This is a genomic window from Pseudomonas sp. FP2309 (genome assembly GCF_030687575.1).
In the GTDB taxonomy this organism is placed as follows: domain Bacteria; phylum Pseudomonadota; class Gammaproteobacteria; order Pseudomonadales; family Pseudomonadaceae; genus Aquipseudomonas.
This window is the reverse complement of the sequence record NZ_CP117439.1, coordinates 4,199,013-4,224,435: the sequence shown is the minus strand read 5'-3', so window position 1 is coordinate 4,224,435 and position 25,423 is coordinate 4,199,013. Positions and strand designations below refer to the sequence as shown.

At 61.0% G+C, this 25,423-nt stretch carries 24 protein-coding genes; 21 read left to right on the top strand and 3 right to left on the bottom strand.

Annotated features, from left to right (window positions below; all coding sequences use genetic code 11):
- Positions 1 to 8: 8 nt before the first annotated feature.
- The 4 genes from PSH59_RS19350 (at position 9) to PSH59_RS19335 (ending at position 4,410) form a co-directional block, all read left to right on the top strand.
- Complete coding sequence (locus PSH59_RS19350) at positions 9 to 1,007, top strand: substrate-binding domain-containing protein (RefSeq protein ID WP_305393464.1); 999 nt, start codon at positions 9 to 11, stop codon at positions 1,005 to 1,007.
- Positions 1,004 to 2,506 carry an L-arabinose ABC transporter ATP-binding protein AraG gene (gene araG / locus PSH59_RS19345; protein WP_305393463.1) on the top strand — a complete coding sequence of 501 codons (1,503 nt, stop codon included), beginning with the start codon at positions 1,004 to 1,006 and terminating at the stop codon, positions 2,504 to 2,506. Before PSH59_RS19350 ends, araG begins: the two co-directional genes overlap by 4 nt.
- A 9-nt stretch (positions 2,507 to 2,515) precedes the next feature.
- The gene (gene araH, locus PSH59_RS19340) at positions 2,516 to 3,484 is read left to right on the top strand and encodes an L-arabinose ABC transporter permease AraH (RefSeq protein WP_305393462.1); all 969 of its coding nucleotides are present in this window, start codon (positions 2,516 to 2,518) and stop codon (positions 3,482 to 3,484) included.
- 122 nt (positions 3,485 to 3,606) lie between these two features.
- On the top strand, positions 3,607 to 4,410 hold the full coding sequence (locus PSH59_RS19335) for an IclR family transcriptional regulator (protein WP_305393461.1): 804 nt from the start codon (positions 3,607 to 3,609) through the stop codon (positions 4,408 to 4,410).
- Here the strand turns inward: PSH59_RS19335 and PSH59_RS19330 are convergent, their stop codons facing one another.
- Complete coding sequence (locus tag PSH59_RS19330; RefSeq protein ID WP_305393460.1) at positions 4,411 to 5,463, bottom strand: NAD(P)-dependent alcohol dehydrogenase; 1,053 nt, start codon at positions 5,461 to 5,463, stop codon at positions 4,411 to 4,413. It lies immediately after the preceding gene.
- 224 nt (positions 5,464 to 5,687) lie between these two features.
- On the opposite strand from PSH59_RS19330, the gene PSH59_RS19325 reads away from it, so the two are divergent.
- A complete protein-coding gene (locus PSH59_RS19325) occupies positions 5,688 to 6,581 on the top strand; it encodes an AraC family transcriptional regulator (RefSeq protein WP_248083942.1) in 894 nt (297 codons plus the stop codon).
- A 120-nt stretch (positions 6,582 to 6,701) separates the two neighbouring features.
- On the opposite strand, the gene PSH59_RS19320 is transcribed toward PSH59_RS19325, so the two are convergent.
- Entirely contained in the window at positions 6,702 to 8,366 is a 1,665-nt protein-coding gene (locus PSH59_RS19320; RefSeq protein ID WP_248083941.1) for an electron transfer flavoprotein-ubiquinone oxidoreductase, read from the bottom strand.
- A gap of 505 nt (positions 8,367 to 8,871) precedes the next feature.
- Between PSH59_RS19320 and PSH59_RS19315 the strand changes: the two genes are divergently transcribed.
- The 14 genes from PSH59_RS19315 to PSH59_RS19250 all read left to right on the top strand — a co-directional run bounded on the left by PSH59_RS19315 (position 8,872) and on the right by PSH59_RS19250 (position 20,458).
- Positions 8,872 to 9,621, top strand: a complete 750-nt coding sequence (locus tag PSH59_RS19315; protein WP_032887429.1) for an electron transfer flavoprotein subunit beta/FixA family protein — start codon at positions 8,872 to 8,874, stop codon at positions 9,619 to 9,621.
- A gap of 2 nt (positions 9,622 to 9,623) precedes the next feature.
- Complete coding sequence (locus PSH59_RS19310) at positions 9,624 to 10,553, top strand: electron transfer flavoprotein subunit alpha/FixB family protein (protein ID WP_248083940.1); 930 nt, start codon at positions 9,624 to 9,626, stop codon at positions 10,551 to 10,553.
- A gap of 84 nt (positions 10,554 to 10,637) precedes the next feature.
- A complete protein-coding gene (locus PSH59_RS19305; RefSeq protein WP_305393459.1) occupies positions 10,638 to 11,453 on the top strand; it encodes an ABC transporter substrate-binding protein in 816 nt (271 codons plus the stop codon).
- 9 nt (positions 11,454 to 11,462) lie between these two features.
- Complete coding sequence (locus tag PSH59_RS19300) at positions 11,463 to 11,825, top strand: DUF4398 domain-containing protein (RefSeq protein ID WP_305393458.1); 363 nt, start codon at positions 11,463 to 11,465, stop codon at positions 11,823 to 11,825.
- Positions 11,822 to 12,637 (top strand): OmpA family protein, encoded by an 816-nt coding sequence (locus PSH59_RS19295; RefSeq protein WP_248083937.1) that lies wholly within the window; start codon positions 11,822 to 11,824, stop codon positions 12,635 to 12,637. The genes PSH59_RS19300 and PSH59_RS19295 overlap by 4 nt, the downstream gene beginning before the upstream one ends.
- Positions 12,638 to 12,900: 263 nt before the next feature.
- Entirely contained in the window at positions 12,901 to 14,340 is a 1,440-nt protein-coding gene (locus PSH59_RS19290) for a PLP-dependent aminotransferase family protein (protein WP_017527404.1), read from the top strand.
- A gap of 103 nt (positions 14,341 to 14,443) precedes the next feature.
- A complete protein-coding gene (locus tag PSH59_RS19285) occupies positions 14,444 to 14,935 on the top strand; it encodes a translation initiation factor 2 (RefSeq protein ID WP_248083936.1) in 492 nt (163 codons plus the stop codon).
- Positions 14,936 to 15,097: 162 nt separating this feature from the next.
- Positions 15,098 to 15,352, top strand: a complete 255-nt coding sequence (locus PSH59_RS19280) for a YkgJ family cysteine cluster protein (RefSeq protein ID WP_248083935.1) — start codon at positions 15,098 to 15,100, stop codon at positions 15,350 to 15,352.
- 37 nt (positions 15,353 to 15,389) lie between these two features.
- Entirely contained in the window at positions 15,390 to 15,995 is a 606-nt protein-coding gene (locus PSH59_RS19275; protein ID WP_248083934.1) for an START domain-containing protein, read from the top strand.
- 103 nt (positions 15,996 to 16,098) lie between these two features.
- Entirely contained in the window at positions 16,099 to 16,335 is a 237-nt protein-coding gene (locus tag PSH59_RS19270) for a hypothetical protein (RefSeq protein WP_248083933.1), read from the top strand.
- Positions 16,336 to 16,549: 214 nt separating this feature from the next.
- Positions 16,550 to 16,891, top strand: a complete 342-nt coding sequence (locus PSH59_RS19265) for a ribonuclease E inhibitor RraB (protein WP_003175566.1) — start codon at positions 16,550 to 16,552, stop codon at positions 16,889 to 16,891.
- Positions 16,892 to 17,293: 402 nt separating this feature from the next.
- The gene (locus tag PSH59_RS19260) at positions 17,294 to 18,703 is read left to right on the top strand and encodes a circularly permuted type 2 ATP-grasp protein (protein WP_248083932.1); all 1,410 of its coding nucleotides are present in this window, start codon (positions 17,294 to 17,296) and stop codon (positions 18,701 to 18,703) included.
- Between the two features lie 4 nt (positions 18,704 to 18,707).
- Positions 18,708 to 19,658: an alpha-E domain-containing protein gene (locus tag PSH59_RS19255; protein ID WP_305393457.1), complete on the top strand. Its 951-nt coding sequence runs from the start codon at positions 18,708 to 18,710 to the stop codon at positions 19,656 to 19,658.
- Positions 19,655 to 20,458, top strand: coding sequence for a transglutaminase family protein (locus PSH59_RS19250; protein WP_305393456.1), 804 nt, complete (start codon positions 19,655 to 19,657; stop codon positions 20,456 to 20,458). The genes PSH59_RS19255 and PSH59_RS19250 overlap by 4 nt, the downstream gene beginning before the upstream one ends.
- Positions 20,459 to 20,517: 59 nt before the next feature.
- On the opposite strand, the gene PSH59_RS19245 is transcribed toward PSH59_RS19250, so the two are convergent.
- Positions 20,518 to 21,324, bottom strand: a complete 807-nt coding sequence (locus PSH59_RS19245) for a cytochrome c (RefSeq protein ID WP_305393455.1) — start codon at positions 21,322 to 21,324, stop codon at positions 20,518 to 20,520.
- A 641-nt stretch (positions 21,325 to 21,965) separates the two neighbouring features.
- Between PSH59_RS19245 and PSH59_RS19240 the strand changes: the two genes are divergently transcribed.
- Both PSH59_RS19240 and PSH59_RS19235 read left to right on the top strand, forming a co-directional pair.
- Complete coding sequence (locus tag PSH59_RS19240; protein ID WP_305393454.1) at positions 21,966 to 23,171, top strand: acetyl-CoA C-acetyltransferase; 1,206 nt, start codon at positions 21,966 to 21,968, stop codon at positions 23,169 to 23,171.
- Between the two features lie 15 nt (positions 23,172 to 23,186).
- Positions 23,187 to 25,331, top strand: a complete 2,145-nt coding sequence (locus PSH59_RS19235) for a 3-hydroxyacyl-CoA dehydrogenase NAD-binding domain-containing protein (RefSeq protein WP_305393453.1) — start codon at positions 23,187 to 23,189, stop codon at positions 25,329 to 25,331.
- Positions 25,332 to 25,423: the final 92 nt, after the last annotated feature.

The window sequence follows — 25,423 nt, the reverse complement described above, 5'->3', positions numbered from 1 at the left end:
GGTGCCTCATGTTTGTCAAAAACAGCTTCAAAAAGACACTCGGTGCCCTGGCACTCGGCCTGGCGTTCAGCGGCGTGGTATCGGCTGCTGAAGAAGTCAAAATCGGCTTCCTGGTCAAACAGGCCGAAGAACCCTGGTTCCAGACCGAATGGGCGTTTGCCGAAAAAGCCGGCAAGGAACATGGCTTCACCGTGATCAAGATCGCCGTGCCCGACGGCGAGAAGACCCTCTCGGCCATCGACAGCCTGGCGGCCAACGGCGCCAAGGGCTTTGTGATCTGCCCGCCGGACGTGTCCCTGGGCCCGGCCATCGTGGCCAAGGCCAAGGTCAATGGCTTGAAGGTGATGGCGGTGGATGACCGTTTCGTCGACGCCAAGGGCGCCTTTATGGAGGACGTGCCGTACCTGGGCATGGCTGCGTTTGAAGTGGGCCAGAAGCAGGGCGCGGCCATGGCTGCCGAAGCGAAAAAACGCGGTTGGGACTGGAAGGACACCTACGCGGTGATCAACACCTTCAACGAACTCGACACCGGTAAAAAACGCACCGACGGCTCGATCAAATCCCTCGAAGAAGCCGGGATTCCCAAGGACCATATCCTCACCGCCGCGCTGAAAACCCTCGACGTGCCCGGCAGCATGGACGCCACCAACTCGGCGCTGGTCAAGCTGCCCAGCGGCGCGAAAAACCTGATCATCGGCGGCATGAACGACAACACCGTGCTCGGCGGCGTGCGCGCCACCGAAAGCGCCGGCTTTGCCGCGGCCAACGTGATCGGGATTGGCATCAACGGCACCGACGCCATCGGCGAGCTGAAAAAGGCCAACAGCGGCTTCTTCGGTTCCATGCTGCCCAGCCCGCACATCGAGGGCTACAACACCGCCCTGATGATGTACGAGTGGGTGACCAAAGGCACCGAGCCGCCCAAGTACACCGCGATGGACGAAGTGACCCTGATCACCCGCGAGAACTTCAAGGAAGAGCTGACCAAAATCGGGCTGTGGAAATGACCGCTGCGGCCCTGCGGTTTGACGGTATCGGCAAAACCTTTCCCGGGGTCAAGGCGCTGGACGGCATCTGCTTCACCGCCCACCCGGGGCAAGTGCACGCGTTGATGGGCGAGAACGGCGCCGGCAAATCGACGCTGCTGAAGATTCTGGGCGGTGCCTATATTCCCAGCAGCGGCACGGTGCAGATCGGCGAGCAGACCATGGCCTTCAAGTGCGCGGCCGACAGCATTGCCAGCGGCGTCGCGGTGATCCACCAGGAGCTGCACCTGGTGCCGGAAATGAGCGTCGCCGAAAACCTGTTTTTGGGGCATTTGCCGACGCGCTTCGGTGTGGTCAACCGGGGCCTGCTGCGCAAGCAGGCCCTGGCCTGCCTCAAGGGCCTGGCCGATGAAATCGACCCGGACGAAAAGCTCGGGCGCCTGTCCCTGGGCCAGCGCCAACTGGTGGAAATCGCCAAGGCGTTGTCCCGTGGCGCCCATGTGATTGCCTTCGACGAGCCGACCAGCAGCCTTTCGGCGCGGGAGATCGACCGCTTGATGGCGATCATTGCGCGCCTGCGCGAGGAGGGCAAAGTGGTGCTCTACGTGTCGCACCGCATGGAGGAGGTGTTCCGCATCTGCGACGCCGTCACCGTGTTCAAGGACGGCCGCTACGTGCGCACCTTTGACGACATGAGCACGCTGAGCCACGACCAGTTGGTGACCTGCATGGTCGGTCGCGACATCCAGGACATCTACGACTACCGCCCGCGCGAACACGGCGAGGTGGCGCTCAAGGTCAATGGCCTGCTGGGGCCGGGCCTGCGCGAGCCGCTCAGCTTCAAGGTGCGCAAGGGCGAGATCCTGGGCCTGTTCGGGCTGGTGGGGGCCGGGCGCACCGAGCTGTTGCGCCTGCTCAGCGGCCTGGAACGCGCCAGCGCCGGCAGCCTGGAACTGTGCGGCGCGCCGCTGCCCTTGCGCTCGCCGCGCGACGCCATCGCCGCCGGCGTGTTGCTGTGCCCCGAGGACCGCAAGAAGGAGGGCATCATTCCGCTGTCGAGCGTGGCCGAGAACATCAACATCAGTGCCCGTGGCGCCCATTCCGCGTTTGGCTGGCTGTTGCGCGACAAATGGGAGAAAGGCAACGCCGACCGGCAGATCCAGGCGATGAAGGTGAAGACGCCCAACGCCGAACAGAAAATCCTCTACCTGTCCGGCGGCAATCAGCAAAAAGCCATTCTCGGCCGCTGGCTGTCGATGCCGATGAAGGTGTTGCTGCTGGACGAGCCGACCCGAGGCATCGACATCGGCGCCAAGTCGGAGATCTACCAGATCATCCACAACCTTGCGGCCCAGGGCATTGCGGTGATCGTGGTGTCCAGCGACCTGATGGAAGTCATGGGCATTTCCGACCGCATCCTGGTGCTGTGCGAAGGCGCCCTGCGCGGCGAACAAACCCGTGAACACGCGACTGAATCCAACCTGCTGCAGCTGGCCTTGCCGCGCCGCGTGACGAACTGAGAGAAAACCATGACCACTCAAAACAACGCGTTGCCCACTGCACGCAAACCCCTCGATATCCGTGCGCTGCTCGACAACTGGGCGATGCTGCTGGCGGCGGTGGGGATTTTTGTCCTGTGTGCCTTGCTGATCGATAACTTCCTCTCGCCGCTGAACATGCGCGGCCTGGGCCTGGCGATTTCCACGGTGGGCATCGCCGCGTGCACCATGCTGTTCTGCCTGGCGTCGGGGCATTTTGACTTGTCGGTGGGCTCGGTCATCGCCTGCGCCGGCGTGGTCGCGGCGATTGTGATGCGCGACACCGACAGCGTCATGCTGGGCATCGGCGCGGCGCTGGGGATGGGGCTGATCGTCGGATTGATCAACGGCATCGTCATCGCCAAGTTGCGGGTCAACGCGCTGATCACCACCCTGGCGACCATGCAGATCGTGCGCGGTCTGGCCTACATCTTTGCCGACGGCAAGGCGGTGGGCGTGTCCCAGGAGCAGTTTTTTGTCTTCGGCAACGGCCAGTTGTTCGGCGTACCGGTGCCGATCCTGATCACCATTGTGTGCTTCCTGTTCTTCGGCTGGCTGCTCAACTACACCACCTACGGGCGCAACACCATGGCCATCGGCGGCAACCCGGAAGCGGCGCTGCTGGCAGGTGTGAACGTGGACCGCACCAAGATCCTGATCTTCGCCGTGCACGGTTTGATCGGCGCACTGGCCGGGGTGATCCTTGCCTCGCGCATGACCTCGGGCCAGCCGATGATCGGCCAGGGCTTCGAGCTGACGGTGATCTCGGCGTGCGTGCTGGGTGGGGTGTCGTTGAGCGGCGGGATCGGCATGATCCGCCATGTGATTGCCGGGGTGCTGATTCTGGCGATCATCGAGAATGCGATGAACCTGAAGAACATCGACACGTTTTACCAATACGTGATCCGCGGCTCGATCCTGCTGCTGGCGGTGGTCATCGACCGTATGAAGCAACGCTGACAGGCCGTTGGAGTGAGTGGGCTGCCCACGATGGCGGCGTGTCAGTTTGCACAGCCGTTTCTGTATTGACCTTCAGCATTTGCCATAATGGCGCCGTTTTCGTACTTCCCAATAGGCCCGATATGCAGGAAAACGCCCACATCCCCGTCAAAGACGCTGCGCCCACCGGCACTCAGACCCTGTTGCGTGGCCTGGGCGTGGTACAGGCGGTGGCGGCCGGTGCGCGGGATCTCAAGGAGATCGCCCGGCGCATCGGCACCACCCGCAGCACCACTCACCGCCTGGCCAGTTGCCTGGTGGAGGAGCGTTACCTGCGCGTGGTGCCGCAAGTCGGTTACCTGCTGGGGCCCAAGCTGATCGAATTGGGGTTTCAGGCGCGGGAAGAATTGCCGTTGGTGACCCTGGCAGTGCCTTACCTGGACCAGTTGTCGGCGTTGACCGGTGACACCATCCACCTGGCCATCCGCGAATACGACGACGTGCTGTACCTGCACAAGAACCCCGGCCGCAATGGTCCGGAAATGCGCTCGCGGGTCGGCCATCGCATGCCGCTGGCGCGCACGGGCGTGGGCAAGGCGATGTTGCTGGATGACTCGGTGCAGGAGTGGAAGCGCCTGTACGAAACAAGCCTGCCGGCGGGGGGGAAGAACCTGCAATGGCCGCAGCACCCGGAGCAATCCTGGGCGCAGTTCGAGCAGCGCATGCAGGAATACGTGCTGGGCGGTTATGCATTCGATCTGGAAGACAACGAACCGTCGATCCGTTGCGTCGCGGCACCGGTGCGCGATGCCAGCCGGCGAATCGTCGCCGGCATCAGCATCGCCAGTACCGTGCCCTATATGCCGCTGGAGAAAATGGCCGAGCTGATCCCTGTGATCAAACAGGTCGCAGCGCGGCTGTCAGCGGAGTTGGGCGCGAAGGCCTGATCAGGCTTTCAAGGTCGCCATGTCGATAACGAAGCGGTACTTCACATCGCCGGCGATCATGCGGGTGTAAGCCTCGTTGATCTGGCGGATGTCGAGCATTTCGATATCGCAGGTAATGCCATGCTCGGCGCAGAAATCCAGGACTTCCTGGGTTTCTGCAATGCCGCCGATCAACGAACCGGCCAGCACTTTACGCCCCAGCACCAGCTTGGCGGCGTTGACCGGCGGGTCCACCGGCTCGATCAAACCCACCAGGATGTGCACGCCGTCAAAGCGCAGCACGTCGAGGTAGGGGTTCAGGTCGTGCTGCACCGGGATGGTGTCCAGCAGGAAGTCAAAGCTGCCGGCGGCGGCCTTCATCTGCTCGGGGTCGGTGGACACGATCACATGATCGGCACCCTGGCGACGGCCTTCTTCGGCTTTGCTCGCGGAGCGGGTGAACAGGGTCACTTGCGCGCCCATGGCTTTGGCGAACTTGATGCCCATATGGCCCAGGCCGCCCATGCCGAGAATCCCGACCTTATCGCCGGCCTTCACGCCGTAGTGTTTGAGCGGCGAGTAGGTGGTGATACCGGCGCACAGAATCGGCGCGGCGCTGGCCAGGTCGAGCTTGGCCGGGATCTTCACCACAAAGTGTTCGCTGACCACGATGCTGTCGGAGTAGCCGCCCATGGTGTTGCTGCCATCCACGCGGTCCGGGGTGGCGTAGGTCATGGTCGGGCCTTCGAGGCAATACTGCTCCAAGTCCGACTGGCACGCGTCGCAGTGACGGCATGAGTCGACCATGCAGCCTACGCCCACCAGGTCGCCGACCTTGTGTGCGGTGACACTGGCACCGACGGCGGTGACTTTGCCGACGATTTCGTGGCCGGGCATCAGCGGGTACACGGCGATGCCCCATTCGTTGCGGGCCTGGTGGATGTCGGAGTGGCAGACGCCGCAGTAAAGAATCTCGATGGCCACGTCATCGGCGCGCGGGCTGCGACGTTCAAACGACATGGGGGCGAGGGGAGTGGTGGCCGACTGGGCGGCGTAACCGATGGCGGTGTACATGGGGAAACCTCGCAAAAAGCAGTGACAAGTGAGGTGAGCCATTCTCCCCACCGACCGTCCAGGCGACCATGGCGATTGCTCCGAGTCTCATGCCTAAAGCTCCGAAGGGCAGCTAAAAGCGGCAAGCTCCAAGCGGCAAGCTATAAACTGCGTACTTTCTTGCAGCTTGTGGCTTGATGCTTGCCACTCTGCGCCGAGTCGTGAATCTTCTGAGAGCTGCTTTTATGTTGTTGACCCGCCATCTCGATGCCAACGCCACGCTGGTTGCCTTGATTGAGGGGCTCACGTCCCGCGACGGTTTCTCCCCGACCCACCTGCCGGGGGTGCAGGTGCTGCGCGCCAGTTGCGACGTGGCGCGCGGGCCGCAGATCTATGAGCCGAGCCTGATGTTCGTGGCCCAGGGCAGCAAAGTGGCTTACCTGGGCCCGCGCACCCTGGAGTATGGCGCCGGCCATTACCTGATCCAGGCCATGCCGGTGCCGTTCGAATGCGAGACCTTCGCCATGGCGCCGGGCGCGCCATTGTTGGGGGTGACGGTGGGGATCGACCGTGTGGTGCTCGGTGAACTGGTCATGGCCATGGGCATGCAGGCCGGGCCACCGCCGACGGCGCAGACCCTGGAGTCGATGAGTTCGGTGGTGCTCGATGAGGCGATGCGCGGCTGTGTCGAGCGGCTGTTGCAGTGTCTGCACGATCCGCTGGAAAGCCGGATCATGGGCCCGGCGCGGGTGCGCGAATTGTTGTTCACCGCGTTGCGCGGACCCCAGGCCGATGTGTTGCGCGCCTTGGTGGAGCAGCAGGGGCAGTTCTCGCGCATTGCCACCTCGCTGAACCATCTGCATGCGCACTTCGCCGAACCGCTGAATATCGAAACCCTGGCCGGCTATGCGCACATGAGTGCGTCGACGTTTCACGAGCACTTCAAGCGCTGCACGCTGTTGTCGCCGGTGCAGTACCTCAAGCGCCTGCGCCTGCTCAAGGCCCAGCAACTGCTGTTGGTGGAAGGCATGGGCGTGGCGCAGGCGGCGCACAGCGTGGGGTATCAGAGCACGTCGCAGTTCAGTCGCGAATATAAGCGCTACTTTGAGCGCAACCCCGGTGAAGAGCGGGCTGCCTGATCGTTCCCACGCTCTGCGTGGGAATGCAGCCCTGGACGCTGCGCGTCCGCTTTTAAAGCCGTGACGCGCAGCGTCACAAGAGGCGTTCCCACGCAGCGTGGGAACGATCGGTGGCGGGGGTTACATATTCGGGTAAGTCGGCCCACCCGCACCTTCCGGCGTGACCCAGGTGATGTTCTGCGAAGGGTCCTTGATGTCACAGGTCTTGCAGTGCACGCAATTCTGGGCGTTGATCTGGAAGCGTTTCTCGCCGTCTTCCTTGGTGATCACTTCATAGACGCCGGCCGGGCAGTAGCGCTGCGCCGGTTCATCGTAGAGCGGCAGGTTGGTGCCGATCGGGATGCTTGGGTCTTTGAGCTTCAGGTGGCAGGGCTGCTCTTCTTCATGGTTGGTGCCGGAGATGAACACCGAGCTCAGCTTGTCGAAGCTCAGCTTGCCGTCGGGTTTGGGGTAGTCGATCTTCGTGCTGTCTTTTGCCAGCTTCAGGCAGGCGTAGTCCGGCTTGGTGTCGTGCAGGGTGAACGGCATTTTGCCGCCGAGGATGTTCTGGTCGAACCAGTTGAAGCCGGCGCCGATGATCGGGCCGAATTTGTGCATCGCCGGGCCGAAGTTACGGGTGGCGAACAATTCCTCATACAGCCAGCTGGCTTTGAAGCTGTCGACATAGTTGGTCAGCTCGTCACCGCCTTGCGATTCTGCGAGCAGGCGCTCGGCCACGGCGTCGGCGGCGAGCATGCCGGACTTCATGGCCGTGTGGCTGCCTTTGATCTTGGCCACGTTCATGGTGCCCAGGTCGCAACCGATCAGAGCGCCGCCCTTGAACACCATCTTCGGCAGCGAGTTGATGCCACCCTTGGCCAAGGCACGGGCACCGTAGCTGATGCGCTTGCCGCCTTCCAGGTACTGGGCCAGCACCGGGTGATGCTTGAGGCGCTGGAACTCATCGAACGGCGACAGGAAAGCGTTGCTGTAGGACAGGTCGACGATCAGGCCGACGACCACCTGGTTATTTTCCAGGTGATAAAGGAAGGAGCCACCGGTGTTCTCGTTGCTCATGATGTCCAGCGGCCAACCGGCGGTGTGCACTACCAGGCCCGGCTGATGCTTGGCGGAGTCGATTTCCCAGATTTCCTTCAAACCGATGCCGTAGTGCTGGGCATCGGCGTCGCTGTCCAGGTTGAAGCGCTTGATCAGTTGCTTGCCGATGTGGCCACGGCAGCCTTCGGCGAACAGCGTGTACTTGCCGCGCAGTTCCATGCCGGGGGTGTAGACGCCTTCTTTTGGATGGCCTTCACGGTCGACGCCGAGGTCACCGGTGACGATCCCGCGGACCACGCCGTTTTCATCGAACAGCGCTTCCTGGGCAGCGAAGCCCGGGTAGACTTCAACGCCCAGGTTCTCGGCCTGTTGGGCCAGCCAGCGGCACAGGTTGCCCAGGGAGATGATGTAGTTGCCTTCGTTGTGCATGGTCTTGGGCACAAAGAAGTCAGGGACTTTGGTGGAGGTCTCGCTGCTGCGCAGGACATAGATGTCATCGCGCACCACAGGGGTGTTGAGCGGGGCGCCGAGTTCTTTCCAGTCCGGGAACAGTTCGTTCAGGGCGCGTGGTTCGAACACGGCACCGGAGAGGATGTGCGCGCCGACTTCGGAGCCTTTCTCGACCACGCAGACGCTGATTTCCTTACCGGCTTCGGCGGCCTTCTGCTTCAGTCGGCAGGCGGCGGACAGGCCCGCCGGGCCAGCGCCGACGATGACCACGTCGAATTCCATGTATTCGCGTTCCACAGGCTATCTCCTACTCAAGGCTCAACAGGCTTTTTTTCTAATGGATGGAGGTTCGGTGTCGTCTTGCGGTAGCGGCAAGACCACCTTTCTCTCTAGGTGGCGCATTATATATAGACCACTGTCAGCGTCCAATACAAACGTTTGTTTGAATTGGCCGCAGGCTAGGTAAATCAAAGCAACGCGGCTTATGACTGGCCATTTTGCCGTATTGACCAGAATAGGCGTTCCGGTCAATATACGGTCGGTTTTGCGCTTACCGTAGGCAGACAGCAGGTTTCAAGAGCACGTCCAAAAGCGAAACAGGTGACGCGCGCCCGAGCACCGGCGCGCAGTTTACACGCCGCGATAAAGAATGACCTCTCAGTCACCACTGACGAACGGTCATCACTTCCCGTGAGCAAGGCCACTTGCCGACGTTTTTGGAGGTGCCCTTGTGTGCCGATGAGCATCAACCGCCAGGTTCGCCTAGGCGACTTTCTTTTCACCGGAGAGTAACGAGGAATCCATGAAGGTTCTTGTAGCTGTCAAACGCGTTGTCGATTACAACGTGAAAGTTCGCGTCAAGGCGGACAATTCCGGCGTCGATCTTGCTAACGTCAAGATGTCGATGAACCCATTCTGTGAAATCGCCGTGGAAGAAGCCGTACGCCTGAAAGAGAAAGGCGTGGCGACTGAAATCGTCGTGGTTTCCATCGGCCCGACCACTGCTCAAGAGCAGCTGCGCACCGCCCTGGCGCTGGGTGCAGACCGTGCGATCCTCGTCGAATCCGCTGAAGACCTGACCTCCCTGGCCGTTGCCAAGCTGCTCAAGGCCGTTGTCGACAAGGAACAGCCTCAGTTGGTGATCCTTGGCAAACAAGCCATCGACAGCGACAACAACCAGACGGGCCAGATGCTCGCTGCGCTGACCGGTTACGGCCAGGGCACCTTCGCCTCCAAAGTCGAAGTGAGCGGCGACAGCGTTGCCGTGACCCGCGAAATTGACGGCGGTGCGCAGACGGTTTCCCTGAAACTGCCGGCCATCGTCACCACCGACCTGCGTTTGAACGAGCCGCGCTATGCGTCCCTGCCAAACATCATGAAAGCCAAGAAGAAGCCGCTTGAAGTGCTGACTCCGGATGCTTTGGGCGTTTCCACCGCCTCCACCAACAAGACTGTCAAAGTCGAAGCGCCGGCTGCACGCAGCGCGGGCATCAAGGTCAAGTCGGTGGCTGAACTGGTCGAGAAACTGAAAAACGAAGCGAAGGTGATCTGATCATGGCTATCCTCGTAATCGCTGAACACGACAACAAGGTGCTGGCCCCGGCCACCCTGAACACCGTGGCTGCGGCCGCTAAAATCGGTGGCGACATTCACGTACTGGTCGCCGGCCAAGGCGCGGGTGCTGTAGCCGAAGCCGCTGCGAAGATCGCGGGCGTGAGCAAAGTGCTGAACGCTGATCATGCCGCCTACGCGCATCAACTGCCGGAAAACGTAGCCCCGCTGGTTGCAGAGCTGGGCGCCGGCTACAGCCACATCCTGGCGGCTGCCACCTCCAACGGCAAAAACATCCTGCCGCGCGTTGCTGCGCAACTGGACGTTGACCAGATCTCCGAGATCGTTTCGGTCGAAAGCGCCGATACCTTCAAGCGCCCGATCTACGCCGGTAACGCCATCGCGACCGTACAGTCCAACGCTTCGGTAAAAGTGATCACCGTACGTGCTACCGGTTTCGACCCGGTTGCCGCCGAAGGTGGTTCGGCTGCCGTTGAAGCCGTCTCCGCTGCCCACGACGCCGGCACTTCCAGCTTTGTCGGCGAAGAGCTGGCCAAGTCGGACCGTCCTGAGCTGACCGCTGCCAAGATCGTCGTTTCCGGCGGCCGTGGCATGCAGAACGGTGACAACTTCAAGCACCTGTACGCTCTGGCCGACAAGCTGGGCGCTGCGGTCGGCGCTTCCCGCGCGGCCGTCGACGCAGGTTTCGTACCCAACGACATGCAGGTCGGCCAGACCGGCAAAATCGTTGCGCCACAGCTGTACATCGCCGTCGGTATCTCCGGCGCGATTCAGCACTTGGCCGGTATGAAAGACTCCAAGGTGATCGTTGCGATCAACAAGGACGAAGAAGCACCGATCTTCCAGGTGGCCGATTACGGCCTGGTGGCGGACTTGTTCGAAGCCGTACCTGAGTTGGAGAAGCTGGTCTAATCCAGTCGCTTCACTTATAAAGAGCCCGGTCTTGTGACCGGGTTTTTTTTCGCCCGGCCTTTTGTGAATATCGGAGAAACCGCCATGGAACTGCGCCCCTGGGCCGTATTGCTGAGCCTTTTGCTGTTGCCCAGCCTGGCGCTGGCCGCCGGCAAATGTGAGCGCCTGGTCATCACCGGCAGCCCGGACGCGCCACCCTTGCTTTGGCGTGATCCGCAGGACCCCACGCACCTGATCGGCGCCACCGCCGATGTGTTGCAGCAGGTCGCCAAGGATCTTGGTGTGAAAATCGACCTGCTCTATGGCGGCACGCGCTCCCTTGCTCTGGACGAGGTGCGCAGCGGGCGCATGGACATACTTGCCGATGCGCCGCTGAACCTTGGAGAACTGGATAACCTCGATTACATTCACCCGGCGTTGGTGCAGACCGACTATCTGGTCTGGACCCGTAAAGACTCGACGCTGTCCTATGCCACAGCCGGCGACTTGCAAGGCTTGAAGGGGGCGGTGTCGGAGCGCGCACGTTTAACCCCCGCGTTCGACACCTTCGCTATGCAACACTTGAACCTGCAACGCCTGCCCACCTTGACGCCAGTGTTCCAGAAACTGCTGCTGGGGGAGGTGGATTACGTACTGGCGGGGCGCTATTCCGGCATGGCCCTCGCCCAGACGCTGGGTATGAGCAATGACCTGATCGCCCACGATACGCCCATCGACCAGCCTGGCCTGTACCTGGCGATTTCACACAACTCGGCCTGCAATGATCCGTGGTTGCGCGGACAGCTCGCCAAAAAGATGACAGAATTGGCCGGGTCTGGTGTGGCGCAAGCGGCGCTGCAGCGCAACCTCGAGCGCTGGAAAGCGCAATTGCAACAACCTGTCGGCACCCAAACAAAGTAGGGATTTTCAGTGACTCTTCGACCTCTTTTCGCGGCCCTCGCCGTTGTCGCTCTGGCGGGATGTGCAGCCGATCCTGCGCCGAATGAACAAATTCGCCTGACCCAGCAAGCCCTTGAACAAGCCGACGCCGTGGGCGCCAGCGCCGATGAATCGGCTGAACTGAAACTGGCGCAAGACAAGTTTGCCCAGGCCAAGGCCGACATGGCCGATCAATCCTACAAACACGCGCGCATGCAGGCCGAACAGGCCGAACTGGACGCGCGCCTGGCGGAAGCCCAAGTGCTGACCCGCAAGAGCCAGGAACAACTGAACGTGCTCAACACCCGCATCACGCGCTTGCGCAAGCAATTGCAATTGGGAGAAGCCCAATGAGCCCGCTGATCCGTGGTGTGGGCTGTGCCGTGCTGTTGGGCAGTGTGGCGTTGGGCGGTTGTGCGAGCCATCCGAGTGGCGAGCAGGCTTTGCAGCAGGCCGGCAGCGACTTTCAGAAGGTCAAGGAAGACTCGAATGTGCTGCGCATCGCGCCCAAGGACGTGATTCGCGCGGGTGAGTCCCTGGCGCGTGCCGACCGCTTGTCCAGCTATTGGGGCAGCGGCCCGGACGTGGTGCATTACGCTTACCTGAGCCAGCGCTACAGTGCCATCGCCCGCGAACACACCGAGCAGGCACTCAATGAAGAGCGCGCCGCCAAGCTCGAACTGGAACGCCAGCGCCTGCAATTGGCGCTGCGCGAAAGCAAGCTGATCAGCGTGCAGCAACAGGGCAAATGGCTCGAAGAACAGATCGCCAGCCTGACGACCACCCAGACTGAGCGTGGCCTGGTAATGACCCTGGGCGACGTGCTCTTCGACACCGGCGAAGCTGAGCTGAAAAACTCAGCCAACCGCACAGTGTTGAAGATCGTGCAGTTCCTGCAACTGAACCCCAAGCGCGTGGTACGCATCGAGGGCTACGCCGACAACACCGGCGGCCAGCAGGAAAACCTCAAGCTGTCCCGTGACCGCGCGCAGTCGGTGGCCGATGTGCTGGTGGACCTGGGAATCGATGAAAAGCGTATTCAGGTTGAAGGCTACGGTGACCAGTACCCGGTGGAGGCCAACGCCTCTGAGCGGGGGCGGGCGCAGAACCGTCGCGTGGAGATAGTGTTCTCGGACGAGAAAGGCCAGTTGGGCGCCGCTCGCTAAGAACCGGGCACGAGTCAATAAGCGGGCGTGCCCGCGAAAGCGGTATGTCAGCGATGCAATATCGACTGATAAGCCGCTTTCGCGAGCACGCCCGTTCTTTCAATGTGTTCGATGTACATTCGAAAACCGGGCATCACCCCTACAGTTTTTACTGTCACTCCGGCGCGCGCTCGACTATTGTGACAACTGTCCCCGTACACTTCTAAACTGTGCCGGTATGTTTCACACAAAAATAAAATACCCGTGAAATCGAGTGCTGCGTCATGACCAATCTGTTGCTCTACCAACGTATCGCCCAGCAACTGGCTGAGGATATCCGGCGCGGTGTCTATCAGCCGGGCGAGCGCGTGCCTTCGGTACGCAAGATGAGCTCCCAGCTCAATGTGAGCCACGCCACGGTATTGCAGGCCTACGCCAACCTGGAAGACCAGGGGCTGATTCGGGCGCGGCCACAGTCCGGCTACTACGTGCACCAGACACCGGCGCTGACGGCGCCAACCCCGGACATTGCGCGGGTCGAGCGCCCCGGTTTGGTCACCCGCAGCAGCATCATTCAGCAGGTATTGGGCGAGTCGCGCCGCGAAGGCGTGTTCCCGCTGGGGGCTGCAGTGCCGAGTGTCGACTATTTGCCGGTGCGCGCGCTGCACCAGCAGTTGGCCAAGGTCACGCGGTTCCAGAGCCCACGGGCGTTCAGCTACATGTTCAGCCCAGGTTTCGAGCCGCTGCGTCGGCAGGTGGCGATCCGCATGCGCGATGCCGGCGTGGTGGTGGACCCGTCGGAAGTGGTGATCACCCACGGTTGCGTGGATGCGTTGCAGATGTCGTTGCGGGTGTTGACCCGTCCCGGCGACCTGATCGCCGCCGAATCACCGACTTATTACGGTTTGCTGCAACTGGCTGATTTGCTGGGTCTCAAGGTCATCGAAATTCCCAGCGATCCCTCCACCGGAATGAGCCTGGAAGCCCTACAACTGGCGGCCAACCAATGGTCGATCAAGGCGCTGGTGCTGACCACGCGTCTGAGCAACCCACTGGGCGGCACCATGCCCGAGGAGCGGCAGAAACAGTTGCTGCGCCTGGCATCGGACTTCGATATCCAGATTGTCGAGGATGATATCTACGGCGAACTGATGTTCGAACTGGGCCGCACCAAGGCGCTCAAGGCTTACGATCGGCTGGATCGGGTGATCTATTGCTCGAGCTTCTCCAAAACGTTGTCGCCGGGTGTGCGTATCGGTTGGATGATCGCCGGCAAGTACCAACAGGAAATCCAGCGCCTGCAAATGTTCAGCACCCACTCGGCGTGCAGTGTCACGCAGATGGGCGTTGCGGCGTACCTGGAAAACGGCGGCTATGACCGGCACCTGCGTTACATCCGTCAGGAATACCGCAAGAACCTCAGTGCCTTTCAACTGGCGGTGCAGCAGTATTTCCCTGAGGGCACCCAGATGACCAGGCCGACCGGCGGTTTTATCCTGTGGGTCAGTTTGCCCGGAAGGGTCAATACCCAGGAACTGCACGTGCGTGCCCTGCAACAGGGCATCAGCATTGCGCCGGGGTTGATCTTCAGTAACACCGAGCAGTTCAACCACTGCATCCGTCTCAACTGCGGCACTCCGTGGAACCGCGAGGCAGAGCGGGCGCTGATGACGTTGGGGATGCTGGCCAGTCAGTTATGCCAGGAAACCGCGGCTGGCTTTTGAGGCGCACAGTCGGACAAGTCCGATAGCTGGCTAATCACTGCCCTTGTCATGCCGCGCCCAACAAGCGAGCATATGGCCCTCTGCCGTTAATGCTGTAGGCGATATGACTTCGATTGTTCGCGTTGCTTTGGTGATTGGCCTGTTAAGCCTGTGTGACGTCAGCACAGTGCTGGCGGCAGCCCCTGTGACGGATGACAAGCCCGCTGCGAGCGCTGAACAAACGACCCCCGCGAAAAAACCGGCTTCGGCCACGCAAAACGCCACTGCGAAGAAGAAGGCTGCTAGTGCGAAAAAGCGTGCGGCGGCTGCGAAGAAGTCCAAATCGGCCCGGGAAGTCGCACAAACCAAACTGCCACCGGCACAGTTGGATCTGACGTTGCCGTCTGACATGGTCAGGCACTTGCAACCTCTTGGCACCGTGCCCAAACCCAAGAGCGTGCCGTTGCTGCCACCGATGTTCGGTGAAAAGCCCACGGACAACAGCGCGTTTCAGATCAACGGGCGTCTGCTCAGCAATGAAATGAAGCTGCAATTGCGCAACGAAGAGCGCCGTGATGTGGAAGGCGCGGCGTTGGAGTTCGAGTTCAAGCAGTAAGCGTTTGCTGCTCGCGTCATGCACGCTGTCGACCACCTGTCGCAGACTGGTCAGTCACTGTTTATTTGTGCGAAAAACCCCTGTTAGACCATTTTAAAACGGCTGTTTAAGGGCGTACTCTAGCCCGGCCTACCCCATTGAGTTGTCGAGGAACTGCTGTTCATGAATTGCCGCGAAGGCTGTGGCGCCTGCTGCATCGCCCCCTCTATCAGTTCGCCATTACCTGGGATGCCTGATGGCAAACCCGCGGGCGAACGCTGCCTGCACTTGTCGGTCGAACAGCTGTGCCAGTTGTTCGGGCAGCCTGAGCGCCCGGCGGTGTGCAGTGATTTCAAGGCGGATATCGATGTCTGCGGTACCGACCAGGCCGATGCCATCCGCTTGATCGGCTGGTGGGAACAGATGACGGCGGCTTGATGGGCTTACTATCGGAACTTCAATAAGGAATACAACAATGGGTTCGCTGAAACGAATGGCTGTGCTGTGCGGTGTTACGGTGTTGTTTGCGGCCACGGCCCAGGCTGAGGACTGGCAAGTCGCCAAGGACGAAGACGGTATCAAGATTTCGCTGAGCGAAATTGCCGGCTCCAAGTACAAGGCGTATCGCGGCGTGACTCTGATCAAGGCACCCGTTGCCAGGATCCAGGCGCTTCAGGAAGACGTCGCCGGCGCCTGTGCGTGGATTCACGAATGCAAATCCCAGAAGCTGGTGGATAAAAAAGGCGACGAGGCCTGGACCTACACCCAGTTCAAGGCGCCGTTCCCTGTGACCGATCGTGATTCGTACATTCACGTCACCACCACCAAGAATGCCGATGGCAGCCTGACCCGCAAACTTGAGGGCGTGCCTACCTACAAGCCGGAAGAAAAAGGCTACGTGCGCGTGGCCCAGGTCGAGGGGTTTTGGAAGCTGGTCCCCAAGGGTGCTAATGAAACCGAAGTCACCTACCAGGTTCACACCGAGCCCGGCGGCAGCGTGCCGTCGTGGCTGGCCAACAAGTTCGTGGTGGACGCCCCGTTCAACACCTTGAAAGCCTTGAAAACCCACGCTGAACAATAAGCGCGATAGACGCGGTGCCTCAGGGCTTGAATGGAACGTTTACCGAGCCCTCAAGGTCCAGATACAGGTGAGCCCACACGCGGGCTTTATCGAGGAGGCACCGATGCAAACGTGGCACATTACCTTCGTTGATGATCACGGCGAGACATCCGTGGAGCAGTTCACCTGCGAACAAAAGCCCAGCCTCGAAGATGCTGCGCACATGATTCGCAACAAACTGGTACCTGTAGCCGCCGAGCTCGACCTCAATGACCTTGAGGGCCGCAAGGCAGAGCCTACGGTCAAGATTCTGAAAGACCAGAACAGCATCCAGATCCTCGACATTTCTCCCGCCGCCTGAATATTCCCTGTATCACCTCCAGGCGCTACTGGTGGAGGTGAAAGCTTCGCGCTACTCTGCAAGCGAGATCAGCGAATGAATCGCTAAGGTCTGGTCTTGTCAGCTACATGCTTGTTTTCCCGTGGTGATGTTATTGCCGTGGTACCCGCGCCGGTAGCGCGCGGGCTTTTGGGAAGCACGGAAAGTCTATCCATCGGTTTGAGGAGGACGTTTCATGAGCACAGCCTATCAAGAAGACATCAGCACCCACGTTCTACGTCGCATGAAAGAAGGCGGCTTCGACTTTTCAAGGTTTCACCCCATTGAGTTCTACGCGATTTTTCCGGACGAGGAACGGGCGCGCAGGGCTGCGGGTGAGTTTCGTGGAGAGTCCCTGAACGCCCAGGTCAGTGCGCGCGACGATGGCGCCTGGTACCTGGAGTTGAGCAAAGTCATGTTTGCAACCTACGACGGCATAGGAGACTTCGAGCAGGACTTTGAAGCAGTGGTGGAACCCCTTGGTGGAATCATCGAAGGGTGGGGCGTCAAGCACCCGGTACGTCCGTTACCGATGTAGTGCAAAGTTATACGCAACACAACGTATCGGCTGACCTTAGGGTTGGCCGATTTTGTTTGCGCGGCGCGCAAGCGTTGCGGAACTTGCGTTGCATTTTTACGCACCAAAAAAAAGGCCACCCGACAAGGGTGGCCCAAAGGGAAGAGCGGAGCGCCAAAGGTTATTCAGCAGATGGGGCGATTATCCGCAGGCGTGGCCGGGCAGTGAAATCAACTCTGACTATGCTGTTGATAGCAAAAACCTGCATTGTGCTGAAGCAGGCCGCTACACACCGGGCAATCTGCGCACCAGGAGGGTGCGCCAGACTGCCCGCGTTTATTCAACGCACTGATATTTAAGTGTTTATGCCGATGGCACGGGCCTTGCGAAGGTCCATGCGTCCCGAGTGACAAGGAGTACGGCATGATCCGCACTTATTACGATGAGATGTACGACGGTGCAGGGCTGGTTCGCCCGCACTATCGCGAATTTGCCCGCTGGTTGGCCGACACCCCGGCAGACCTGTTGGCCCAGCGTCGGCGCGAAGCCGATTTGCTGTTTCACCGCGCCGGGATCACCTTCACCCTGTATGGGGACGAGCAGGGTACCGAGCGCCTGATTCCCTTCGACACCATTCCCCGCAGTATTCCCGCCAGCGAATGGCGGATCGTCGAGCGTGGCTGCATCCAGCGGGTCAAGGCGCTGAATATGTTTCTCGCCGACCTGTATCACGACCAACGCATCATCAAGGCCGGGATCATTCCCGCCGAACAGGTGCTGGCCAACGAGCAGTACCAACTGGCGATGCAGGGCTTGAACCTGCACCGCGACCTGTATTCCCACGTCTCGGGGGTAGACCTCGTACGCGACGGCGACGGCACTTACTACGTGCTGGAAGACAACCTGCGTACCCCCAGCGGCGTGAGCTACATGCTTGAAGACCGCAAGATGATGATGCGTCTGTTCCCCGAGCTGTTCGCCGCCCAGCGCATCGCGCCCATCGACCATTACCCCAACCTGCTGCTCGACACCCTCAAAAGCTCCAGCCCCCTGGATAACCCCAGCGTGGTGGTGCTGACGCCTGGGCGCTTCAACAGCGCATTCTTTGAACATGCGTTTCTCGCGCGGGAAATGGGTGTGGAGCTGGTGGAAGGTGCCGACCTGTTCGTGCGCGACGACCGCGTGTTCATGCGCACCACCGACGGGCCCAAAGCGGTGGATGTGATCTATCGCCGCCTCGACGACGCGTTCCTCGACCCGCTGGCGTTCAACCCGGACTCCATGCTCGGCGTGCCCGGCCTGCTCGCGGCCTATCGCTCGGGCAATGTGGTGCTGGCCAATGCCATTGGTACCGGAGTGGCGGATGACAAGTCGGTGTACCCCTTCGTCACCGAGATGATCCGTTTTTACCTGGATGAAGAGCCGATCCTCAAGAACGTCCCTACTTTCCAGTGCCGCAAGCCCGACGAACTGTCCCACGTGCTCGCCAACCTGCCGGAGCTGGTGGTGAAGGAAACCCAAGGTTCCGGCGGCTACGGCATGCTGGTGGGGCCTGCGTCCACCGCAAAGGAAATCGAAGCCTTCCGTGCCCGTATCAAGGCCAAGCCCCACGCCTATATCGCCCAGCCAACCCTGTGTTTATCCACCTGCCCGACCTTTGTCGAAAACGGCATCGCGCCGCGGCACATCGACCTGCGCCCGTTTGTCTTGTCCGGCAAAGAAACCCGCGTAGTGCCGGGCGGCCTGACCCGCGTGGCCTTGCGCGAAGGTTCGCTGGTGGTCAATTCGTCCCAGGGTGGCGGCACCAAAGACACCTGGGTGGTGGAGGACTGATGTCATGTTGAGTAGAACTGCCTCGGATTTGTATTGGATGTCGCGCTATCTGGAGCGCGCGGAAAACCTCGCGCGCATGCTCGATGTCAGCTATTCGCTATCACTGATGCCCCAGGACGGGCGGGGTGACGGCCTGCACGAACTGGCCATGCCACTGCTGATCACAGGCACGCTGGATGATTACCGCGCGCGCCACGGTGAGCTGCATGCCGAACGCCTGCTGCACTTTTTTGCCCTGGATGCCGCCAACCCGGCCAGCATCTACAGCTGCCTCGGCGCAGCGCGGGCCAGCGCCCATGCGGTGCGTGGGCGAATCACTGCCGACATGTGGGAAAACATCAACGCCACTTGGCTGGATATTCGCGACATTGCCCAACAGGGCCTGAGTCGCTACGGCATGAGTCGGTTCTGTGAGTGGGTCAAGGAACGCTCCCATCTGTTTCGCGGCGCCACCTACGGCACCATCATGCGCAACGATGCCTTCCGTTTCATTCGCCTGGGCACCTTTATCGAACGCGCCGACAACACCCTGCGCTTGCTGGACGCGCGTTATGAAATGGCGGGCGACCGTGCCGAGGTCGTCACCGATGACACGGCCCATGCCTACTACCAGTGGAGCGCCTTGCTGCGCGCGCTGTCATCGTTCGAGGCCTACACCGAGATCTATCGCGACGCCCCCGGAGCCCGCCAGGTCGCTGAGTTGTTGCTATTGCGCGCCGACGTCCCGCGTTCGCTACGGGCGTGCAGTGAAGAAATCGATCAGATCCTCGCCAGCCTGCCGGGCCTCAACGGTCGACCGGCCCAGCGCCTGGCTGCCGAAATGGACGCGCGCCTGCGCTTTACCGCCATCGATGAAATCCTTGAGGAAGGCCTGCATGCCTGGCTGACCGACTTTATCCCCTTGGTCCGCCAGTTGGGCGACGCCATCTACAGTTCCTACCTGGAGGCGGCATGAGACTTTCCATCAGCCACGAAACCACCTACCACTACGAGGACCAGGTTCGCGCCAGCATTCAGTACCTGCGTCTTACCCCCCACGACAGCGAGCGTCAGCACGTGCTCAGTTGGCAGCTGGACCTGCCGCGCCCGGTGCGCGCCCAGGTGGACCCGTTCGGCAATATCCTGCACGTGCTGACCCTGGACGAACCCCACGACGCCATCATCATTGGCGCCCGCGGCCAGGTGGACATCGACGAATTGCGTGAGGCGGAACACGAGAGCCAATCAGCCTTTCCATTCCTGCGCTGCACGCGCCTGACCGAACCCGACGAAGCGCTGCGCAGGTTTGCCGAGCAGCAATGCCATCAACGTCGCGACCGCACCGCGTTGATCGACCTGATGCACGCGCTGAACCAGGTGATGGTCTACACCCCCGGTGCCACTGAAGTCGACACCAGCGCCGCCCAGGCCTTCGCCGGCAGGGCCGGGGTGTGCCAGGACCACACCCATGCGTTCCTGGCCTGCGCGCGCAGCCTGGGGATTCCGGCGCGGTATGTGTCGGGGTATTTGTACGCCGAGGACAGCGCACATTTGGCCAGCCATGCCTGGGCCGAAGCCTGGCTGGATGACGCCTGGTACAGCTTTGACGTGACCAACCAACTGGCGCGGCCGGAGCGGCATCTCAAACTGGCCGTTGGCCTGGATTACCTCGACGCCTGCCCGGTGCGCGGCATGCGCCGTGGCGGCGGGCATGAGCAGATGCATGCCAAAGTGTTCGTGGCGCCGACGCCGGTGATCTCGGTGCAGCAACAGTAAAGCAGGCGCCGAGGACTGCTATCTGTAACGGGCGGATTGCGTATTGCGTATTGCGAGGCTCAGGGCTGCTGCTTGCGCCCCGCCATATGCTTGAAGTACCCCACCAGCGCGTCCAGTTCGCTGTCAGGCAATACCGCCGCGGCGAACGCCGGCATCTTGGCCTGGGGCCAATGGCGCAGGCTTTGCGGGTCGCGGATGTAGCGCTTGAGAAAGTCTTCGCCGAAATATTCGGTAGGGCTGTAGGGAATGTTCAAGTCCGGCCCCACCTGAGCATCGCCCGCGCCGTTGAGGCGGTGGCAGGCCATGCAGTTTTTCTGAAACAGCGCAAAGCCTCTATTGATCGGGTCATTCGCCGCAAGCATCGGATCGGGCAGCAACGCGGGGAAGCGCTCGGCCACGGTCTTCAATTGTTTGATCTCGCCGACCTGGAACGGCCACTGCTCCGGGCTGATGTGCCCGGCCTGCGGATCGGTCCACACCAGGTAGAACGGCCCGGCACTCGGTTTACCCTCGGCCAGCGCAGGCCATGGTGTGGCCGGGTCTTCCACGGCCAACCAGGCACGGGCACCGCGTGTTTCCAACAGCGGCGCGGCGGCAAGCTCGGCCGCGAAGCCATCCAGGGCCACCGCTTGCAGATGACTGTCCGGCTTAAGACCCGGTAGGAGCACCGCCAGGGGCACTGCGCGATAGATCATGTTGCGTTTGTAAGACACGTCATCGACGATCTGCACCGTCTGTGCAGCCGGGTGGTTGAGCAGTTCGGCGGTTTGCCACGTCTTGCTGGCGTGGTCCAGTTTGATGCTCAACTGTGCCGCGGAAGCGGGCAGGGCAAGCACTATGGCGAGCAATGCAAGGATCGGTTTCAAGACACAGGTCCCTGTGTTAAGTGGCGATTGGCCTCACGATACCGGAAAAACGCACGTAAAAAGGCAGCTCCTGCAACGGGGTCGCTATGCACGAAGTCCCGGCAGGTGCTGCCAAAAAGCGGTAATCCTGATGCGCAGATTGCGCAGGACGGATGATTACCCAATGACCTTGGTCAAGTTGGGCAAGATCAGAATCAGTGTGGTGGCGAAGAGGATAAGTCCCGCCTGACGTACTTTTGAGTGCTTGAACATGGCTGACTGCCTTTTGTTGTTATTCCTGAGCGTCAACTGCTTAGGTTTTATTTCAGTATGGCGAGCTGACGTGTCGCTTTTCTTACAGATGCTCCAGCAAAACCCGGCAGCAACTTCCTACTGATTGAACCTTAGAGCCGTCGTTCTTCGCTGCTTAGATCCATTTCATATCAACCAATCGAAAAATCTGCTTAAAAATGTATGAGGCATAACGCCATATTGGCGCCAATGCCTTGGCTAGACAGCTAAAACGATTAACCCGTGGATTAGCTTAGGACCCTACCGTTCGTCCGAGCGTGAGGGTCAAAAGCAATGAGCGCATCCGTCATTGAAACCGTGTCAATCGGGCCTAAGGTAAGGGCACTACTGCGCAACGGTTCGAGGACGTCATGACCCAAGCTTTGATCTTTGATGCGATACGCACCCCCCGAGGCAAGGGCAAGGCCGACGGCGCGTTGTACAGCGTCAAGCCGGTAAACCTGGTGGCCGGCCTGCTCACCGCGCTGGCGCAACGCAGCGATCTGGATACCGAGCAAGTCGATGACATCGTGCTGGGCTGTGTCACGCCGGTGGGGGATCAGGGCGCCGACATCGCCAAGACCGCCGCGTTGGTGGCGAACTGGGCCACCAGCGTCGCCGGCGTACAGGTCAACCGCTTCTGCGCCTCGGGCCTGGAAGCGGTGAACCTGGGCGCGATGAAAGTGCGCTCCGGCTTTGAAGACCTTGTGGTGGTGGGCGGTGTCGAGTCGATGTCCCGCGTGCCCATGGGCAGTGATGGCGGCGCCTGGGTGTTGGACCCCTGCACCAACCTGCACAGTCACTTCACGCCCCAGGGAATTGGCGCGGACCTTATTGCCACCCTGGAAGGTTTCAGCCGCGAAGACGTCGACACCTTTGCCCTACAGTCCCAGCAGAAAGCCGCCAGGGCCCGCGCGGACGGTTCCTTCAACAATTCCCTGATTCCGGTGCAGGACCAAAACGGCATTGTGCTGCTGGACCACGATGAATTCATCCGGGGCGACTCCACCCTCGAAGGCCTCGGCAAGCTCAAGCCCAGTTTCGAAATGATCGGGCAGATGGGCTTCGACGCCACCGCATTGCGGGTCTACAGCCATGTGGAACGCATCCACCACGTACACACCCCCGGCAACAGCTCCGGCATCGTCGACGGCGCCGCGTTGATGTTGATCGGCTCCGAAGCCCGCGGTCGCGAGCTGGGCCTGCGACCGCGCGCGCGTATCGTCGCCACGGCCGTCACCAGCACCGACCCTACCATCATGCTTACCGGCCCCGCGCCGGCCACCCGCAAAGCCCTGGCCAAGGCCGGCTTGCGCGTGGAGGACATCGATCTGTTCGAGGTCAACGAAGCGTTTGCCTCGGTGGTGCTCAAGTTCATCAAGGACATGGGCATCGACGCCGCGCGGGTCAACGTCAACGGCGGCTCCATCGCCATGGGCCACCCGTTGGGCGCCACCGGCTGCGCGATCCTCGGCACCTTGCTCGATGAACTGGAAGTGCGCCAGCAACGCTATGGCCTGGCCACCCTGTGTGTCGGCGGTGGCATGGGCATCGCCACCCTTATCGAGCGCCTCTGAGCCAAGGACCTTGTCATGACCCAAGCCATTCGTTACGAAAAAGGCCAGGACCAGATCGTGGTGCTGACCCTCGACATGCCCGGCCAGAGCGCCAACACCATGAACAGCGTGTACCGCGAGGCCATGGCGGCCACCGTGGTACGCCTGGAAGCGGAAAGGGACCAGATTGCCGGGGTAATTATCACCTCGGCCAAAAAGACTTTTTTCGCCGGCGGTGACCTCAATGAACTGATTCAGGTCGACAAAGCCCATGCCAAGGACTTCTACGACGGTGTGTTGGTGTTGAAGGCCCAACTGCGCCGCCTGGAAACCCTCGGCAAACCGCTGGTGGCCGCGATCAATGGCGCAGCCCTGGGCGGCGGCTGGGAGATTTGCCTGGCGTGCCATCACCGCATCGCGCTGGATGATCACTCCGTGCAACTCGGTCTGCCGGAAGTCACTCTGGGCCTGCTGCCCGGCGGCGGTGGCGTGGTGCGTATGGTGCGCCTGCTTGGCCTGGAAAAAGCCTTGCCGTATCTGCTCGAAGGTAAAAAAGTACGGCCGCAACAGGCGCTGCAAGCCGGGTTGATCAATGAACTGGCGACGGACCGCGATGCGCTGCTGGCCAGGTCCCGCGCCTGGATTCTGGCCAATCCCGAGGCGAAGCAACCCTGGGATCACAAGGCGTACCAAATCCCCGGCGGCACGCCGTCGAGCCCGAAAGTGGCGCAGATGCTGGCGATTGCGCCGTCGATCCTGCGCAGTAAAACCAATGGTTGTTTCCCGGCACCGGAGAAAATCCTCTGCGCCGCCGTCGAAGGCGCTCAGGTGGATTTCGACACCGCCCACCTGATTGAAACCCGCTACTTCACGGAGTTGGTCACCGGACAAGTGGCGAAAAACATGATCGGCACGTTCTGGTTCCAGCTCAATGAAATCAACGCCGGCCGCTCACGGCCCCAGGGTTTTGCAACCTATGTGACGCGCAAGGTGGGCTTGCTCGGCGCAGGGATGATGGGCGCGGGCATTGCCTATGTCAGCGCCTGTGCGGGCATCGACGTGGTGCTCAAGGACATCACCCAGGACGCCGCCGAAAAGGGCAAGGCACACTCGGCCGCATTACTCGACAAGAAAGTCGACCGTGGGCAATTGACCGCCGAACAGCGCGAAAGCATCTTGGCGAGGATCCATCCCACGGCCATTGATGCCGATCTGGCCGGCTGCGACCTGATCATCGAAGCGGTGTTCGAAGACCGTGCGCTCAAGGCCAGGGTCTCGGCCGCCGCGCAGCGTGTGGTCGGTGCCGACGCGGTGATCGCGTCCAATACGTCCACGTTGCCCATCAGCGGCCTGGCAGAGGCGGTGCCAGATGCCGGCAAATTCATCGGCCTGCATTTCTTCAGCCCGGTCGACAAAATGCCCCTGGTGGAAATCATCAAAGGTGCCCACACCTCGGACGAAACCCTGGCGCGAGGTTTCGATTTCGTCCTGCAAATCAAGAAGACCCCGATCGTGGTCAATGACAGTCGCGGCTTCTTCACCTCGCGGGTGTTCGGCACCTTTACCAATGAAGGAATCGCCATGCTCGGTGAGGGCGTGGCCGCACCGATGATCGAAATGGAAGCGCGCAAGGCGGGCATGCCGGTGGGGCCGTTGGCGGTGTCCGACGAAGTGTCCCTCAGCCTGATGAGCCATATCCGACAGCAGACTGCCAAGGATCTGCAGGCCGAAGGCAAGCAGGTGCCGGCGCACCCGGCGACAGTGGTGATCGATCTGCTGGTTAACGAGTGCAAGCGGGCGGGCAAAGCGGCCGGGGGCGGGTTTTATGAATACCCAAGCGGCGGGCAGAAGTACTTGTGGCCGGAACTCAAACAGCGCTTTGAACGGCCTGCTCAACGAATTTCTGCGCAGGACGTACGCGACCGTTTGCTGTTTATCCAGGCCATCGAAACCGTGCGCTGTGTGGAGGAGGGCGTGCTGATGTCCACCGCCGACGCCAACGTGGGCTCGATTTTCGGCATCGGTTTTGCCGCGTGGACGGGCGGCGCGTTGCAGTTCATCAACGCCTATGGCTTGCACGATTTCATCGCGCGCGCGCGTTATTTGGCTGAACACTATGGGCCGCGGTTTTCGCCGCCGATGCTGTTATTGGAGAAAGCGGCACAGAACGCGACATTCTGACGGTTTTGGATATGTGCAGGGCTTGCCTTGACCGGGTGTTTCAAGGCAGGCTCTGGGTGTTCAATATTCCCATCGCCGTGTCAGGTATTTTT

Bases quoted from the DNA above. Each gene is read 5' to 3' on its own strand.
- PSH59_RS19350 (WP_305393464.1), top strand. From the start codon at position 9: ATGTTTGTCAAAAACAGCTTCAAAAAGACACTCGGTGCCCTGGCACTC.
- araG (WP_305393463.1), top strand. From the start codon at position 1,004: ATGACCGCTGCGGCCCTGCGGTTTGACGGTATCGGCAAAACCTTTCCC.
- araH (WP_305393462.1), top strand. From the start codon at position 2,516: ATGACCACTCAAAACAACGCGTTGCCCACTGCACGCAAACCCCTCGAT.
- PSH59_RS19335 (WP_305393461.1), top strand. From the start codon at position 3,607: ATGCAGGAAAACGCCCACATCCCCGTCAAAGACGCTGCGCCCACCGGC.
- PSH59_RS19330 (WP_305393460.1), bottom strand. From the start codon at position 5,463: ATGTACACCGCCATCGGTTACGCCGCCCAGTCGGCCACCACTCCCCTC.
- PSH59_RS19325 (WP_248083942.1), top strand. From the start codon at position 5,688: ATGTTGTTGACCCGCCATCTCGATGCCAACGCCACGCTGGTTGCCTTG.
- PSH59_RS19315 (WP_032887429.1), top strand. From the start codon at position 8,872: ATGAAGGTTCTTGTAGCTGTCAAACGCGTTGTCGATTACAACGTGAAA.
- PSH59_RS19310 (WP_248083940.1), top strand. From the start codon at position 9,624: ATGGCTATCCTCGTAATCGCTGAACACGACAACAAGGTGCTGGCCCCG.
- PSH59_RS19305 (WP_305393459.1), top strand. From the start codon at position 10,638: ATGGAACTGCGCCCCTGGGCCGTATTGCTGAGCCTTTTGCTGTTGCCC.
- PSH59_RS19295 (WP_248083937.1), top strand. From the start codon at position 11,822: ATGAGCCCGCTGATCCGTGGTGTGGGCTGTGCCGTGCTGTTGGGCAGT.
- PSH59_RS19290 (WP_017527404.1), top strand. From the start codon at position 12,901: ATGACCAATCTGTTGCTCTACCAACGTATCGCCCAGCAACTGGCTGAG.
- PSH59_RS19285 (WP_248083936.1), top strand. From the start codon at position 14,444: ATGACTTCGATTGTTCGCGTTGCTTTGGTGATTGGCCTGTTAAGCCTG.
- PSH59_RS19280 (WP_248083935.1), top strand. From the start codon at position 15,098: ATGAATTGCCGCGAAGGCTGTGGCGCCTGCTGCATCGCCCCCTCTATC.
- PSH59_RS19275 (WP_248083934.1), top strand. From the start codon at position 15,390: ATGGGTTCGCTGAAACGAATGGCTGTGCTGTGCGGTGTTACGGTGTTG.
- PSH59_RS19270 (WP_248083933.1), top strand. From the start codon at position 16,099: ATGCAAACGTGGCACATTACCTTCGTTGATGATCACGGCGAGACATCC.
- PSH59_RS19265 (WP_003175566.1), top strand. From the start codon at position 16,550: ATGAGCACAGCCTATCAAGAAGACATCAGCACCCACGTTCTACGTCGC.
- PSH59_RS19260 (WP_248083932.1), top strand. From the start codon at position 17,294: ATGATCCGCACTTATTACGATGAGATGTACGACGGTGCAGGGCTGGTT.
- PSH59_RS19255 (WP_305393457.1), top strand. From the start codon at position 18,708: ATGTTGAGTAGAACTGCCTCGGATTTGTATTGGATGTCGCGCTATCTG.
- PSH59_RS19250 (WP_305393456.1), top strand. From the start codon at position 19,655: ATGAGACTTTCCATCAGCCACGAAACCACCTACCACTACGAGGACCAG.
- PSH59_RS19240 (WP_305393454.1), top strand. From the start codon at position 21,966: ATGACCCAAGCTTTGATCTTTGATGCGATACGCACCCCCCGAGGCAAG.
- PSH59_RS19235 (WP_305393453.1), top strand. From the start codon at position 23,187: ATGACCCAAGCCATTCGTTACGAAAAAGGCCAGGACCAGATCGTGGTG.